The organism is Burkholderia sp. M6-3 (assembly GCF_050858985.1).
Classification (GTDB): Bacteria; Pseudomonadota; Gammaproteobacteria; order Burkholderiales; family Burkholderiaceae; genus Paraburkholderia; species Paraburkholderia caledonica.
Genome location: NZ_CP110091.1, coordinates 2,185,097 through 2,198,059, shown reverse-complemented (window position 1 = coordinate 2,198,059; position 12,963 = coordinate 2,185,097). Strand labels below are relative to the sequence as shown.

General features: G+C 62.6%; 10 protein-coding genes. 3 read left to right on the top strand and 7 right to left on the bottom strand.

Features of this window, described 5'->3' with window-relative positions; genetic code table 11:
• Positions 1-20: 20 nt before the first annotated feature.
• A complete protein-coding gene (locus OH764_RS27410; protein ID WP_498849246.1) occupies positions 21-221 on the bottom strand; it encodes an FCD domain-containing protein in 201 nt (66 codons plus the stop codon).
• 345 nt (positions 222-566) lie between these two features.
• Between OH764_RS27410 and OH764_RS27405 the strand changes: the two genes are divergently transcribed.
• The 3 genes from OH764_RS27405 (at position 567) to cuyB (ending at position 4,403) form a co-directional block, all read left to right on the top strand.
• Positions 567-1,481: a LysR family protein gene (locus OH764_RS27405; protein WP_498849245.1), complete on the top strand. Its 915-nt coding sequence runs from the start codon at positions 567-569 to the stop codon at positions 1,479-1,481.
• 178 nt (positions 1,482-1,659) lie between these two features.
• Positions 1,660-2,937: a dicarboxylate/amino acid:cation symporter gene (locus tag OH764_RS27400; protein WP_498849244.1), complete on the top strand. Its 1,278-nt coding sequence runs from the start codon at positions 1,660-1,662 to the stop codon at positions 2,935-2,937.
• Positions 2,934-4,403, top strand: coding sequence for a cysteate racemase (gene cuyB / locus OH764_RS27395; protein ID WP_498849243.1), 1,470 nt, complete (start codon positions 2,934-2,936; stop codon positions 4,401-4,403). Before OH764_RS27400 ends, cuyB begins: the two co-directional genes overlap by 4 nt.
• A 102-nt stretch (positions 4,404-4,505) precedes the next feature.
• Here cuyB and OH764_RS27390 read toward each other — a convergent pair whose 3' ends face one another.
• The 6 genes from OH764_RS27390 to OH764_RS27365 form a co-directional block, all read right to left on the bottom strand.
• Positions 4,506-5,309, bottom strand: coding sequence for an isocitrate lyase/PEP mutase family protein (locus tag OH764_RS27390; protein ID WP_498849242.1), 804 nt, complete (start codon positions 5,307-5,309; stop codon positions 4,506-4,508).
• 35 nt (positions 5,310-5,344) lie between these two features.
• The gene (locus tag OH764_RS27385) at positions 5,345-6,526 is read right to left on the bottom strand and encodes an MFS transporter (protein WP_498849241.1); all 1,182 of its coding nucleotides are present in this window, start codon (positions 6,524-6,526) and stop codon (positions 5,345-5,347) included.
• 111 nt (positions 6,527-6,637) lie between these two features.
• The gene (locus tag OH764_RS27380; RefSeq protein ID WP_498849240.1) at positions 6,638-6,997 is read right to left on the bottom strand and encodes a hypothetical protein; all 360 of its coding nucleotides are present in this window, start codon (positions 6,995-6,997) and stop codon (positions 6,638-6,640) included.
• Positions 6,998-7,046: 49 nt separating this feature from the next.
• Positions 7,047-8,528 carry an outer membrane factor lipoprotein domain-containing protein gene (locus tag OH764_RS27375; RefSeq protein ID WP_498849239.1) on the bottom strand — a complete coding sequence of 494 codons (1,482 nt, stop codon included), beginning with the start codon at positions 8,526-8,528 and terminating at the stop codon, positions 7,047-7,049.
• Positions 8,525-11,707 (bottom strand): efflux RND transporter permease subunit, encoded by a 3,183-nt coding sequence (locus OH764_RS27370; RefSeq protein WP_498849238.1) that lies wholly within the window; start codon positions 11,705-11,707, stop codon positions 8,525-8,527. The genes OH764_RS27375 and OH764_RS27370 overlap by 4 nt, the downstream gene beginning before the upstream one ends.
• A complete protein-coding gene (locus OH764_RS27365; RefSeq protein ID WP_498849237.1) occupies positions 11,704-12,954 on the bottom strand; it encodes an efflux RND transporter periplasmic adaptor subunit in 1,251 nt (416 codons plus the stop codon). Before OH764_RS27365 ends, OH764_RS27370 begins: the two co-directional genes overlap by 4 nt.
• Positions 12,955-12,963 lie beyond the last annotated feature (9 nt).

Here is a 12,963-nt window from a genome sequence, read left to right as displayed (position 1 = left end):
CGCAATTTCGGCCGTCTGACTCATAAGTTGAACTGCTTCCCAACATAATCGATGTGTACGAACATCGCGTGCTGCGCCGCGTCCGGATTACCATCCCGGATTGCATGGTAGATCGACTCATGCTGGAACAGGCGGTCCCGCGACTGCATGGGAGCGTTGACGTTGTTTTCCGTAGCATCGTAAGTATTGCTGGCTATATGCTCATGCAACATGCCGATCATGTTTGCATAGAATTGATCCGGTAGCCGGTTATGCGACGCAGCGACAGGCGAACGGAGGCGACCTGCGCCAGCCGTTTCTTCATGGGCGACATTTGGAGAAGCGGTTGCGAGAGGACGCGGCCACCTCAAAGCCCTTCGCGGACATTGGAGCGTCGGCTCCGCATAAGCAGTGGATGAACATTTGCTGGTCGTCCTCGCCCGACGCATCTTCAGTGCCTCGGATGATGCCCGGCACCGATCAGCACCGGAACGTGGACGTCCGGTGAGCTGGCATCTGCAGCCGAACGATCCCCAAGCCGCGGTGCGGCTAAAATCGACAATTCCGAATACGGTCCGAAGGCCAACATGGAAATCAAATGGATTGAAGATTTCATCGCGCTTGCCCAGTACCAGAGCTTTTCCCGCGCGGCTGAATTTCGCAATGTCACGCAATCCGGGTTCAGCCGCAGAATTCAATCCCTCGAACAATGGGTCGGCGCTGAACTGATCGACCGCAGCAGCTTTCCGCCCGTCCTGACGCCCGCGGGTCAGCTGTTTCGCGAAGTCGCCGACGATGTTCTCGCCCGGCTTCTCGATACGCGCGCCATCATCCGCACCGAGCAGCGCATTGCGGGCAAGAGTCTGCAGATTTGTGCGGGACACACGATAGCGCTGAATTTCCTTCCGACGTGGCTCAAGGCACTCGCCCCACAATTCGGGGAGGTGCGGGCGCGCGTCATTCCGACGAACGTTCACGATTCGATTCTCATGCTCGTGAACGGAAACTGCGAACTGATGTTTGCCTATCATCATCCGGAGCTTCCCCTCCATCTCGATGCCGCGAGGTACGAGCATGTCACCGTTGGTCTTGATACGCTGATGCCAACCAGCAGGTCAAACGAGCGTTCAGCACCCAGGTTCCGCTTGCCCGGAACGAAGCAACGCCCGCTACCTCTCATCTCCTACACGGAAACCAGCTACTTCGGGCGGTGTCAGGCACTGCTGCTCAAGCGAGCCTCAGATTCGCTGTCGTTACGGCTGCACTACGAGTCCGACATGGCCGAAGTCCTGAAGAAACTCGTCATGGAAGGGGAAGGCGTGGCCTGGCTTCCCAAAAGCACGATTACGAAAGAACTTGCCGATGGCGACCTCGTACCGGCAGGGCCGGCGAGCTGGCACCTGCAGGTGGAACTGCGCGCCTATCGTGATTCAACGAATCGCAGCGAATTCCTGGACACGCTGTGGCATCACCTGCGCGCCGGCTCCGCCACGCTGGAATAGGGTTCTCCCGCGTTATGCGAGTTTCGCATGGGAGCATGTCTTAACAGCATTAACGTATTTTTGAACGCCCCTACCATCCGTTCTACGGTGAAAGTGCCGCTCCCAGCGTTGCTTTCATTTCTTCTCCCGCGCGTGGCTGTCGCTTTCCATCGTCCACGCCGCTACAGGACGGATGACCATGAAGAATCGCCTTACCCTGAGCATCGCGATAGCGATGCTCCTTGGAGTCGGAGCTGGCTACGCGTGCCACACGAACATTGCTGAGCCCGCCACGTTGAAAGCGGTCGCCGGCTACTTCTCCATTGTCACGGATATTTTCCTGCGTTTGATCAAGATGATCATCGCGCCGCTGGTGTTCGTCACACTCGTGTCGGGGCTGGCGGGGATGGATAGCGGCGACGATGTTGGCCGGATCGGGCTGCGCTCGGTGGGATGGTTCATCAGCGCATCGCTCATCTCGCTGGCACTCGGGCTCGTCATGGCGAACGTGCTGCAACCCGGCGCAGGTCTGCATCTGACCGAAAGCTCCAGCGAAGTGAACACGGGGCTCAATACGGCCGCACTGAACGTCAAGGACGTCATCACGCACGCGTTCCCGACAAGCCTGCTGGATGCGATGGCGCGCAATGACATTCTGCAGATTCTCGTCTTCTCACTCTTTCTTGGCGTCGGCCTTAGTGCACTGAAGCGCGACCCGCGCGTCGGGATCGTTATCCAGGCGATCGACGGAATGGTCCCTGTGATGCTTCGGCTCACGAACTACGTCATGCGTGCTGCGCCGCTTGGTGTCTTTGGTGCCATTGCTTCGTCTGTGACGCTGCGTGGCCTTGACGTGATCTACACCTACGGCAAGCTCATCGGTTCGTTCTACCTCGGGCTGCTGGTCCTCTGGGCAATTCTCATCGCAATCGGTTACGTGTTCCTCGGCCGCAAGGTGGGTAGTCTGCTGAAGGCAGTGCGTGAACCCGCGATGATTGCATTCTCGACAGCAAGCAGCGAGGCTGCATATCCGCGACTTTCCGAGCAACTGGAGAAGTTCGGTGTCGACAAGAAGGTGGTCGGTTTCACGTTGCCGCTGGGCTACGCATTCAACCTGGACGGTTCGATGATGTATCAGGCGTTCGCGGCGATTTTCATTGCGCAGGCCTTTGGCGTCCACATGCCAGTGTCGCAGCAGATTTTCATGCTGCTGATTTTGATGTTGAGCAGCAAGGGTATGGCAAGTGTGCCGCGCGGGTCGGTGGTCGTCGTTGCGGCCGTTGCGCCGATGTTTCATCTGCCCGTCGCCGGTGTTGCGCTGGTCCTGGCGATCGACCAGATTCTCGATATGGGGCGCACGATGACCAACGTCATTGGCAATAGCGTTGCGACTGCTGTGATCGCGAAATGGGAAGCTGCGCGCGAAGCAAAATCGACGAACACCTCCTTCGAGCAGGCGGAGGCCCGTGCACAATGAGCGCGACTGTGGCGGAAAGCCGGCGCAAGCTGGGTGTAGTCGGAGGACTGGGCCCGCTAGCAAGTGCCGATGTGTTCTTCAAGATCGTGAAGGCGACGCCGGCGTCCTCCGATGCGGAGCACGCCGAAGTTATCTTCGAGCAGCGCCCGTTTAAGGGGGCGGGTAGTACTGCGACGACGGAGCGCAAGCTCTACATCTTCGACATGATCCGCGATTTCGAGAAGCGCGGGGTAACGATGGCCGTGCTCCCATGTTTTCTGAGTCATACGTTTATCGACGAACTGAGAGCAAACACCAGCCTGCCGATTGTCGATATCGTCGAAGCGGTTCGCAGCCACGTGCGGCGAAAGTTCCCGGCCGCAAAGCGTATCGGCGTTCTCGCATCCGATTACATTCGTGGCAAGCGGCTCTTTGAACGGTATTTCGCCGCCCCCGAATTCGAGGTGGTGTATCCGCACACTGCCGACGATACCGATACGGTAACCGAAGCCATTTACGGCACCGATGGTATCAAGAGCGGTAATCTTCGTGGCCGCCCTGTGGCGTTGCTGCGCGCCGCGTGCGAAAGCCTCGTGGATCAGGGCGTCGACGTCATCGTGCCGGGCATGACGGAAATCGCGCTCGTCGCCGGGGAAATCGGTCAGTTGCAGGTGCCACTTGTCGATTCCAACATGGCGTATGCGCAGTATGTCGTCTCCGGCAGTCCCGGTTCGCCTGCTCCCGTCTTCAAGGTCGGCGTGGTGGGTGGCGTTGGCCCTGCTGCGACGGTCGATTTCCTTAACAAGGTCATCCGCCATACGCCGGCGTCACGCGATCAGGATCACATCAAGCTGCTGGTTGAGCATAATCCGCAGATTCCCGACCGGTCAGAGAACCTTATCAGTGAGGGGGTGGACCCGACCGTCTCGCTCTATGCCACGTGCAAAAAACTGGAAGACGGTGGCGCAGACATTATCGCAATCCCCTGTAACACCGCGCATGCGTTCGTTGACCGGATCCAGCCGTATCTCGGGATACCTATCGTCAACATGCTGACCCTCACCGTTCGCTACCTGCGTGAATCCTTTCCCGGCTTGCGCGATGTCGGCGTGCTGGCGACATCAGGCACGATCGGCAGCGGGGTATACCAGGAGGCTCTCGAATCGCAGGGCCTGCACCAGATTGCCCCTGGCGCCGCGTTGCAGGCGCGGGTGATGGACGCCATCTACGGAAAGAACGGCGTCAAGGCAGGTTTTACGACGGGTCAGTGTCAGCAAGACATCATCGCGGCAGTCGAAGGGCTGATTGCCGACGGGGTTGACGTCGTCATCCTCGGATGCACAGAGCTGCCGATTCTCCTTCCCGCTGGCGAATTCGTCGACCGTAACGGCGGGCGCGTGCAACTGGTTGACCCGACTGAAGTCCTCGCGAGGCAATGCATTGCCTACGCGAAGGGCGCTGCCGACACGGGGCACCACCCGAGCTGATACCGGCTCGCCCTCAAAGCTTTCATCGCCCGGTCTGAAAGCGGACCGGGCGCGCCATCGGTTTGGACTTTTCCGGGGTTGAGCGCCACCGCGACCGCCAGTTCAGCATTTTTGCGCGAATAGACTTTGAATCTCGGCGTACGCCATCCCTTTCCCGAGCGGCTCCGAACTGCCGTCTTCCAGAAAACGCTTGACGAGCGTCCTCGCGTCATCAAAGACGATCTGCGCGACCGCGCCGCCCGCGCTCAGACGGCGCACGCCCAGCTGGCCAAGCGTTTTCGCATCCGCGAGACCGGGCACGACCATCACGTTCAGCGGGGCGTCGATGGCGGCCACGATCGCCTCGATGTCTTTCGGGTTCGAAAGCGCCGGCAAAAACAGGCCGTCCGCACCCGCATCGATGTAACGCTTGCCCCGCGCGATCGATTCGGTGACCAGTTTCGACTTGTCGACCAGACTTGCGAGAAACACGTCGCTGCGCGCGTTTATATACAGATCGTTGCTTGATTTCGCCACCGCATCGCTGATCGCGGCGATCTTGCGTTCGAGCACGGGCGGCGCATCCCGGCCGTCTTCAATATTGATGCCCGCTATGCCGAGATCGACGAGCCGCATGACGAACTGCGCGACCTTCGCTGCGTCGTCCGAGTAGCCGTTTTCGATGTCGACGGTAAGCGGTACCTTCAGCAAGCGCGCGATGCGGCGGACTTCGTCCACAACTTCGTCGGGCGGCAACTGACGGCCGTCTGGATAACCAAGCGCCCATGCGAAACCGGCGCTTGTCGTGGCGACTGCCTTTGCCCCAAGGGATTCGATCAACCGCGCGCTGCCTGCGTCCCACGCGTTGGCCAAACGAAGCGGAACGGTATTGTCGTGCAGCTTGCGGAATGCGGCGACGCTAGACATGGTGTGCTCCATATTCAGTTGAGTGAAAAGTCGGATCAGGCAGTCAGCACTTCTTTCGCAGGCTTCGAGCGCGCGACATGCTGGATCCTCCAGGTAGCGAGTTCGGAAACGACAAGCGCAAGCAGCACCAGCGCGCCCGACAGATAACCCAGGTTATGACTGCCGATCACCGGGATCATCCACGCACCGATGCCGCCGGCGATCGACACGCCCACATACGTCGCCGATGTATTCAGCCCGACCAGCACGGCGGTCATCGGCGGATTGAGGCTCGCGAGTCTGAACTGCTGAGGAACGAGCACGCCCCAGGCGCAGGCACCCCAAACCGTGACGGCGATTGCCGCGCTCCATAGGTGCGCGCCAGACCACGGCATTGTCAAAATCACCGCGGCGACCGCAGCCATCATCACGATGACCACCTTGCGCGAGCCGATGCGGTCCAGCACGCGGCCGGTCAGCAGGTTCGACGCCGTGCCGGCGAGTCCCCACAACACTAGCAGAGCACCGAGCACGGCCGGATCGTGATGCGTGGCCCGGTCGAATACGACCGAGAAATAGCTGTAGATGATGAACGTGCCGATCTGCGCGAGCACCGTCGCGGCGAGCGTGAGGCCCACACGGGAATCCGTGAGCGGTGAGAGCCGTTGCGCAAGCGAGATCGCGGGCGGCAGCGGCACGTCTGGCAGGAAGGCCCAGATGCCGACGAACGCGCCCGCGCCAAGCGCGGCCACCAGCACGAGCGTCCAGTGCCAGCTGACGAAGCCGCCGATCACTGCGCCAAGAGGCGAGCCCAGCGCGGTCGCGGTAGTCAGGCCGGCCACAATGACCGACAACGCATAGCCGCGTCGCTCGGGCGGGACCAGCATCGCCGCCGTGCCGCTCGCGGTCGGCGAAAACATCGCGGCGCCGAGTCCGGCGAGCGCACGCGTGACGAGCGCGATGGTCAGATTCGGCGCGACGATGGTGCCGAGATTGGCTACCACGAACAAGCCGATGCCGCTCAGCAGCAAACACTTGCGTCCGACGTGCGCTGCAAGCGCGGCGATCGTCGGTCCCAAAAGCGCGTAGGTGATCGCATAGGCGGTGATCAGCTGCCCGACGCCGCCAATGCTGGTGTCAAACGAATGGGCGAGTTCGGGCAGGATGCCCGCGAATACGAAGCTGTCTGTTCCGAGGGCGAACGTGCCCAGCGCGAGTGTGAGTAGTCGGCGGTCCATATCGGTGGCTCTCTTTGCTGCGGGTTCGGTTGCGTGACGAAACTATAGGTAAGCCGCTGTTGCCGTACTACCGGCTGGCATTGGGAAACAGTTCCTCGACATCTGGTGAGGTTACGTTTGTCGCTGGCTGCGCAAGGCTGGCGGCAGCGGATGGCGCGAGCTTGAAAACGTCGGCGCGACCGGCGTATTGGCGCCGCCTGCGGTCTGCGTCCATAGCTTCATGCGCTCGATGGGATTTTCGCTTTCCACCACGTCGTAACCCGCGCTCGTGAGGCGATATTCGGCGGGCGTCGTACATTCGGTGACGAGGCCCATGTCCTTCAGCAGCGCCAGATGCAGCCGCACCTCCGGCCAGGTGTGCCCCTCGGACGTGCCGACGGCGGTCTCAATATCCTTGCAGCATTGCGTCGGGTCCTTGTCTTCCTGCATGAAGGAAAGGATCGCGCTCAGCAGTTCAGTGTTTCTCCGCATGCTTCGTCTCCTGGTGTGATGAAGGGGTGCATCGGCGCGTCGTCCCGTGTTACGGCGACTGCGCCGGTTTCAGCGTTTGCGCGACCTGTTGCGGCGTGTCCCAGCCGCCGCCGAGCGCCCGAAAAGTTCTGACGGCCGCGCGCGCCGCATCAGCGCGGGTCGCATCGAGATCGTCGCGGGAGGACAGCAGTTGCCGGTCGGCATCGAGCACGTCGGTCAACGTGATCGATCCTGCGCGATATGCACGCTCCGACAGATCGCGCGACTTCACGAGCGCGGTCACTTCCTGCTGCAACTCCTGCGTGCGCACTTCGGTTTGCGCGAGCGTCACGAATGCGTCCTCGACGTCTTCGGTCGCCTTCAACGCGGCCTGGCGGTATTGGGCGAGCGCTTCGGCATAAGCACCGCGCGCCTGCTTCACTTGCGCATCGACTTTGCCGAAATCAAATAGCCGCCATTGCAGCGCGCCCGTGCCGAGGGGCTGGAACGACTTCGCGCTGAACAGATGGTTGCTCGTGATGCTGTCGAAGCCGAGCGCGCCGGATAGTGAGATCTTCGGGTAGTAATCGGCGATGGCGACGCCGATCTGCTCGTTCGATGCCGCAAGGCGCCGTTCCGCCGCGATGATGTCGGGCCGCCGCCGCAACACGTCGACCGGTTGATCTCCGGTGCCGATAGCGGGTACTGCCGGAATCGCCGCGCTGTTTGCGCCGAGTTCGGCGGCGTAGGTGCCGGGTTGCGCGCCCATCAGCACGTCGAGCCGGTTCAGTTGCGCTTCGAGCCCAACGCGCAACGCGGGCATCGACGAACGCGCCTGCCGGTAGAGCGCTTCCGCCTGCGCGACTTCGCGTTCGGTGGCCGCGCCCGCGCGTTTGCGCGCTTGCACCAGTTCGAGCAGATGTGCATCGGTATCGATCTGATCCTGCGCGACGGCGATGCGCGCCTGCAAGCCGCGAATCTGCAGGTAGGCGTCCGCCGCGTCGGCCACGACCGTGACGCGCGTGCCAAGCTGGTCCGCCTCGGCGGCCTGTTCCTCGTCGCGAGCGCCGGCGCGTGCGCGCCGCAAGCCGCCGGCGAGATCGATCTCCCAGCTCGCCGTCGCGCCCACAACGTACTCGCGCTGATCGCGGCTGTAGTTGGGAAACGCGCTCGCCAGCGCGCCAAGCGGACTCGTCGTGCTTTGATGCAGGAACGTCGCGGACGCGCCGGCATCGACGGTGGGCAACAACTGCGCGCCTGCCGCCTGGGCCGCCGCGCGTGCCTGACTCACGCGCGCGATCGCCGCCTGCAAACCGAGATTCTGGTCGAGCGCTCGCTGCACGACCTTCTCGAGTTCCGGATCGTTGAAGCCGGTCCACCAGCGATCGAGCGGCGGTGCAGGTAAAGGCGGTTTGCGGCTCGCCAGCGCGTCGGTGTTGTGAAAGGGCGCGAGGTCCGTCGTCGGTGCAACGTAGTCCGGCCCCACTGCGCAAGCCGACAGCAACGCGCCGGCGATCACGCCTGCCGTCAGCGACTTCAACGTGGGCTTCATTTGACTTCTCCGGTGCCGAGCTTGCGCGGCAATGGTTTGGGGTCGCGCACGCCGAGCTTGCGGACGAAGGCGTAGAACGCGGGCGTGAACGCCAGCCCGAAGATCGTCACGCCGAGCATGCCGAAGAACACTGCCGTGCCGAGCGACTGGCGCATCTCCGAGCCCGCGCCCGAAGCCACCGCAAGCGGCGCGACACCCGCAATGAAGGCCAGCGACGTCATCAGGATCGGGCGCAGCCGCACGTGCGCCGCGTGTACCGCCGCATCCTCCGCGCCGACGCCGTCTTCCTCCTGCCGCTGCTTCGCGAATTCGACAATCAGGATCGCGTTCTTCGCGGCGAGTCCGACCAGCACCACGAATCCGATCTGCGCGAGAATGTCGATCGGCATGCCGCGAATGTTCAGGCCGATGGCGGCGGCGAGCAGACACATCGGCACGATCAGCACGATCGCGAGCGGCGTCTTCCAGCTTTCGTATTGCGCCGCGAGAACGAGAAACACGAATAGCGCGGATGCCGCAAAGATCATCAACGGCGACGTCGTCTGCTCTTTCTGCTGATGCGCGAGATCGGTCCATTCGAACGTGACGCCGTTCGGCAAAACCTGCGCGGCGAGTTGCTCCATGCGATCCATCGCATCGCCTGACGCGACGCCCGGCGCAGCCGCGCCCATGATTTCGGCGGCCGGATAAAGGTTGTAGCGCGGCACGCGATAGGGCGTCGTGGTGTTTTTGAAGGTCGCGACCGTGCCGATGGGCACCATTTCGCCCACGGCGTTGCGCGCTTTCAGGCGACCCAGATCGTCGGGAGAACGCCGGAAATCCTCGTCGCCTTGCACGCGCACTTGATACGTGCGGCCCAGGTAGTTGAAGTCGTTCACGTACTGCGAACCGAGATACAGCTCCATCGTCGAGAACACGTCGGTGGGCGTGAGGCCGACTTTCTCCGCCTTGAGCCGGTCGATATCGGCGTACACCGATGGCGATCCCGCGTTGTAGAGCGTGAACACGCCGCCGAACGTTTTATCCTTGTTCGCCGCCGCGACGAGCGCATTGGCCGCCTGCGCGAGCGCTTGCGATCCGACTCCGCCGCGATCCTCCAGCATCAGCTTGAAGCCGCCCGCCGCGCCGAGGCCCTGCACCGGCGGCGGATTCACAACGATCACCACCGCGTCCTTCACGGCCGACAGCCGCTTTCTCAGCGTAACCAGCATGGTCGACGCGGACACGCCGCGAATATGCTTGCCGTACAGTGACGGCAAGCCGACGAAGACAGTGCCGACGTTGGGCGCGATGGTGCCGGTCGTCACGTCGAGTCCCGAGACCGGCGACGTGTGCTCGATGCCGGGCGTGTTCAGCGCGATGTCGTTGACCTCGCGGACCACCGCGTCGGTGCGCTCGAGGCTCGATCCTGGCGGCAGGAAAGCGATGATCGCCTGATAGCCAATGTCCTGATCGGGAATGAACGCCGTCGGCATGCGCGACATCTGGAAGCCGGTCGCCGCGATCAGGCCCGCGTACACGATGAGGATTACCGTGGTCGCGCGCACGAAGCGTCCAGTGAGATCGCCGTAGCGCGACGAAAGCCACGTAAACGCCGAGTTGAAGTTGTCGAATACGAGATCGTGCAGACGGTTCAGCACGCCCGTCTTGCCGCGCTGCTCGTGTTCCGCATCGTGCGGCTTGAGGAGCACTGCGCAAAGCGCCGGACTCAGCGTGAGCGACACGAAGCAGGAGATGACCGTCGACGCTGCGATCGTGATGGCGAACTGCTTGAAGAAGAGGCCGGTGATGCCGGACATCAACGCGGCGGGCCCGAACACCGCGCACAGCGTCAGTGCGATCGCGATCAGCGCCGCCGACACTTCGTTCATGGTCTGATGCGCGGCCTCGCGCGGCGACATGCCAAGTGCCATGTTGCGCTCGACGTTTTCCACCACGACGATCGCATCGTCCACCACGATGCCGACCGCGAGCACGAGCCCGAACAGCGACAGATTGTTGATCGATGCGCCGAACAGCGACAGGATCGAGAACGTGCCGACCAGCGAGACCGGAATCGCGACGACCGGGATGATGGTCGCGCGCCAGTTCTGCAGGAACAGATAGACGACGCCCACGACCAGCAGCACGGCGATGAATATCGTCTTCACGACTTCTTCGATCGACTGGCCGACGAAGGTGGTCGGATCGTAAATGTCGATGTAATCGATGCCGGGCGGAAAGCTCTTCTTGAGCTCCGCCATCTTGGCCCAGATCGCGTGTTCGAGCTGCACGACGTTGGTGCCGGGCGTCGCGACCACGAACCACGGCGTGCCGATAAAGCGGTCCGCATACGCCTTTGAACCGTAATCGACCGAGCCAAGTTCGACGCGCCCGATATCGCGGATGCGAGTGACGCGGCCGTTCGGATCCGACTTGACGATCACGTCGCCGAACTGTTCAGGTGTGGCGAGCCGGCCCAGCGTATCGACGTTGATCTGATACGCGGCGCCGTTCTGGGTGACCGGCGGGGCGTTCAACGTGCCGGCGGACACCGATGCGTTCTGCGCGCGCAGTGCGGCGAGAATTTCGCCGGCGCTGATGTTGTAGGCCGCAGCCTTGTCCGGATCGATCCAGACGCGCATCGCGTACTGGCGGTCGCCGTACAGCTGGAAATCCGCGACGCCGGGCAAACGCGCGATTTCGTCGCGAATGCGCAGCATGTAGTTCGCCATGTATTCGGCGCTGCGCGAGCCGTCCGGCGAGTAAACATGTACGCCAAGCAGCAGCGCCTGGATCGTCTTCTTCACCTGCACGCCTTGCAGTTGCACCTCTTCCGGCAGACGCGACAGCGTGTCTTCCACGCGATTGCGCGTAAGCATCAGATCAAGATTCGCATCGGTGCCGACCTTGAAGATTACTGTGATAGTCAGCAAGCCGTTGCCGGTCGATTGACTGGTGATGTAGTCCATGTTTTCGACGCCGTTGATCGCCTGTTCGAGCGGTGTGGCGACGGTGCGCGCGATGGTGTCCGCCGACGCGCCCGGAAACGCTGTCGTAATCTGGATGGTCGGCGGCACGATGTTCGGATATTGCGCGATCGGCAGCGACACCATCGTCACGAGTCCGATCAGCACGGCGAAGATATTGAGCACTGCGGCAAAGCGCGGATGCTCGATGAAGAAGTGGGTCATTCTCACGAGTGTTCTCCGCCGTCGTTCTGCTGCGTCACGTATCGGATAGCGCCAGCGTGCGGCGACACCTTTCCGCCGGCCCGAACTGCCGGAATGCCGTCGATGATCACCGAGTCGTTCGGCGTGAGGCCTGCGCGAATCACGCGCAAGCCGCCGCGCAAATCGCCGATCTGCACGCGTCGCGGCGTCGCGACGCCGTCCTTGCCGACTACGAAAACCATGTGATCGGTTTGATCGGCCAGCACGGCGGCGTCCGGAACGAGCAGCGCCGTTTGCGGCCCAGACACCGCGAGCCTGATGCGCGCGAAGCCGCCTGGCGTCAGCGTCAGATCGCGATTCGGTACGGTCGCGCGTGCGTGAATCGTGCCGCTCGAACGATCGAGCGAATTGTCGATGAAGTTGAGCGTGCCTTGACGGCTGAAGCCCGCATCGCCGGTCGGCGACACGTAAACCGTGCTGGCGAGGGGCCCTTTCTGCGTTTCGTGCGCGCGCTGGAAGGTCGCGAAGTCGTTCTCGCTCATGTCGAAGTCGAGATACACGGGGTCAATCGACACGATCGTGGCGAGCAGCGTGGTCGGTCCGCTGCCCGCCCGGCTGCCCGACACCAGATTGCCGACCGATACCAGATGCGTACCCATGCGGCCGGTGAACGGCGCGACGATCCGGCAGCGGCCGAGATCGAACTTTGCATCGCGGATCGCCGCATTGGCATCATTCACGGCGGCCTGCGCCGTGTGAAGATCGGCGACGCGCTGATCGACGTTTTCCACCGTACCCGCTTCCGAGCTCTGCAGTTCCTGCGCGCGTGCCAGTTGCCGCGTGGCGAGCGCAAGCTTCGCATTGGCCGCTTCAAGTTGCGCCGTCGCCTGCGCGAGGCGAATCTGATACGGCTCCGGATCGATCTCGAACAGCACGTCGCCTCGATGCACGATGTCGCCGTCCTTGAAGTCGATCTTCGCGAGCGTGCCGCCGACCTGCGCGCGCAACTCCACCTTGTCTACCGCGGAAAACTGCCCGAGAAAGCCGAGCCGGCTGTCGATATCCCGCTGCAACGGCGCGCTGACCGACACAGAGGGCGGCGGCGGTGCAGCGACCGGGGCTGATCGCGAGTCGTGATAGCGATACGCGCCGACGGCGAGCGCAGCCAGCACCGCTGCTGCGATGCCTTTCCAGAGCCAGCGGCGCGCGTCGGGCGGGACCGATGATTCGGGAGCGATGAGGCGGGCCTCGGATGGATCAAGTCGATCGTTCATGTTGATTCT

Coding starts and splice junctions, on each gene's coding strand:
- OH764_RS27405 (WP_498849245.1), top strand. CDS start 567: ATGGAAATCAAATGGATTGAAGATTTCATCGCGCTTGCCCAGTACCAG.
- OH764_RS27390 (WP_498849242.1), bottom strand. CDS start 5,309: ATGTCTAGCGTCGCCGCATTCCGCAAGCTGCACGACAATACCGTTCCG.
- OH764_RS27385 (WP_498849241.1), bottom strand. CDS start 6,526: ATGGACCGCCGACTACTCACACTCGCGCTGGGCACGTTCGCCCTCGGA.
- OH764_RS27380 (WP_498849240.1), bottom strand. CDS start 6,997: ATGCGGAGAAACACTGAACTGCTGAGCGCGATCCTTTCCTTCATGCAG.
- OH764_RS27375 (WP_498849239.1), bottom strand. CDS start 8,528: ATGAAGCCCACGTTGAAGTCGCTGACGGCAGGCGTGATCGCCGGCGCG.
- OH764_RS27365 (WP_498849237.1), bottom strand. CDS start 12,954: ATGAACGATCGACTTGATCCATCCGAGGCCCGCCTCATCGCTCCCGAA.
- OH764_RS27400 (WP_498849244.1), top strand. CDS start 1,660: ATGAAGAATCGCCTTACCCTGAGCATCGCGATAGCGATGCTCCTTGGA.
- OH764_RS27410 (WP_498849246.1), bottom strand. CDS start 221: ATGATCGGCATGTTGCATGAGCATATAGCCAGCAATACTTACGATGCT.
- cuyB (WP_498849243.1), top strand. CDS start 2,934: ATGAGCGCGACTGTGGCGGAAAGCCGGCGCAAGCTGGGTGTAGTCGGA.